At 58.4% G+C, this 1,623-nt stretch carries 3 protein-coding genes; all 3 read right to left on the reverse strand.

All coding sequences use genetic code 11. The annotated features are described in order from the left end of the window. Window positions 1-15: 15 nt before the first annotated feature. The gene (locus RTS12_RS20765; protein WP_312532066.1) at window positions 16-588 is read right to left on the reverse strand and encodes a hypothetical protein; all 573 of its coding nucleotides are present in this window, start codon (window positions 586-588) and stop codon (window positions 16-18) included. Between the two features lie 230 nt (window positions 589-818). Further along, window positions 819-1,448, reverse strand: coding sequence for a DUF1376 domain-containing protein (locus tag RTS12_RS20770; RefSeq protein WP_312532068.1), 630 nt, complete (start codon window positions 1,446-1,448; stop codon window positions 819-821). Continuing rightward, on the reverse strand, window positions 1,432-1,623 hold a 192-nt coding region (locus tag RTS12_RS20775; RefSeq protein WP_312532070.1), incomplete at its 5' end, for a hypothetical protein. The genes RTS12_RS20770 and RTS12_RS20775, both read right to left, overlap by 17 nt.

Below are 1,623 nucleotides of genomic sequence, written 5' to 3' on the forward strand. Positions count from 1 at the left end.
GCGTCCAGATCGCCGTCATGCTGCTGCCCCTTCCCCGATTTCACGGCAGCGCTGCAGCGCCGCAATACGACGATCACGCCAATCACGATCGACAGGGCCAAGCTCACCGTCTCGGGCAAGCCGCCCCTCTAGATCCTGTAGCCGACGCACGTTGGTGGCCGCACCATCGCGGACCTGGCCAAGTGTCCAGTTATTCGGCCAGCTCCTGTTATGACGAAGGTGATAAAGCAGCTCAGGTGCCCAGCCCTCCGAGATTGCAGCTTGGCCGCATTCGTGCGCGAAGATCGCACGGATCAGAGGCGAGGCACCGTCACCCGGCGGCTGGATATTGGCGGCCCATTGCAGGATCATATTCCCAATAGGAAACCGATCACGATCCTTGCCGCTCGGGTTGGATGCGGCCTGCTCTTCCAGAGCCATCAGTGATCCATCCGACATATAGGCGAGGCGCTGGCACAGTCCCTCGATCATCTCATCAAACCCCGAAACCGTCAGCGTTGACGGCTTGGCCAGCCCGCGCCGTTTCAAAGGCTCGATCAGCAGCCTCATCACTCTTTTTTCACCCAGTGCCTGATCTTCGCTGTTCATCACCGCCCCTTTCTCAGCAATCCCGACTTATCCACAGGCGATCCCGTTGCCGCCTTAAGAGGTTTCATGTCTTTGTCTGTGTCGGTGTGATGTTTTGTCCTGTAGGGCAATTACAGTTGCGATGCTGAAAACATGCTGAAATCTTACTGTCATCTGCTGTAATCATTACAGTTCATTACAGTTGGATTTCAGCGCGATTACAGTGCGCTAGGGACGAAACATCGCTCCGATCAGACCTCCCGCCCGGCCATAGCGACCACCTTAGGTCCGCCCATGACATCATCCATGGCGACCCGCACGTTCTCAGCCGTGACATAGAGGTCGTTGTCCCGCAGCCAGGTTGCGATCTGCTCGACCGCAAAGTCATTTTCGGCAACGCGCCCCTGCTTAACTTCCCGCAGTTTGGTTCGGACACGAGATTTCATGGTAGCGAACGCCGCGACCTCACGCCCACGTTCGCGCCCCCGTTTGCGCGAGAACTGATCACGCGCGATATCTGCGATCAACGGATGCCCAAGCCGCGGCGCCGCACCCTCTGGCGCATCATCGATATGGACAGGCCGCCAACCGTAGAGCGAGACCTCGCGCGCTTCGCGCCACGCATCGACGTCCGCACCGAAACGCGCGAGTTGAGCCAGCTCGACATCGTCATCCGGCAAAGTGCCGGCAGGATCCTGCTTCATGCTGGCCGACCACAGCAGCAATGCTGTCCCGATATCTTCCCGCCGCCCCGCAAAAATAGCTTTAGCCACGAAGCGCGAAGAAAGCAGCCGATCGGTATAGAGCGGCATCCACTCATAGCTTTGAAGCCGGTCGCCCTGCCGTAACGGGTAAGCCCAGAACTCAGAAACTTGCGTCATGCTCAGATCCCTTTCTTTCGAAGGATTTTGTTTGCAGCGCTGCTGCGCGCGCATCAGCAGCCATCAGCTTGCCGAGGAGATAATCCAAATAGCGAGGAGTCATCCCATCGCGCAGCATGCGGTTCATTTGCGAACGACCCACGCTGAGGTATCGCACTGCCGCCGAGATCGACGG

The sequence above is a fragment of the Paracoccus sp. (in: a-proteobacteria) genome, from assembly GCF_032007265.1.
Taxonomy (GTDB): Bacteria; Pseudomonadota; Alphaproteobacteria; order Rhodobacterales; family Rhodobacteraceae; genus Paracoccus.

Excerpts from the sequence above, each read along its gene's own strand:
- RTS12_RS20765 (WP_312532066.1), bottom strand. The coding sequence starts at position 588 with ATGAACAGCGAAGATCAGGCACTGGGTGAAAAAAGAGTGATGAGGCTG.
- RTS12_RS20770 (WP_312532068.1), bottom strand. The coding sequence starts at position 1,448 with ATGACGCAAGTTTCTGAGTTCTGGGCTTACCCGTTACGGCAGGGCGAC.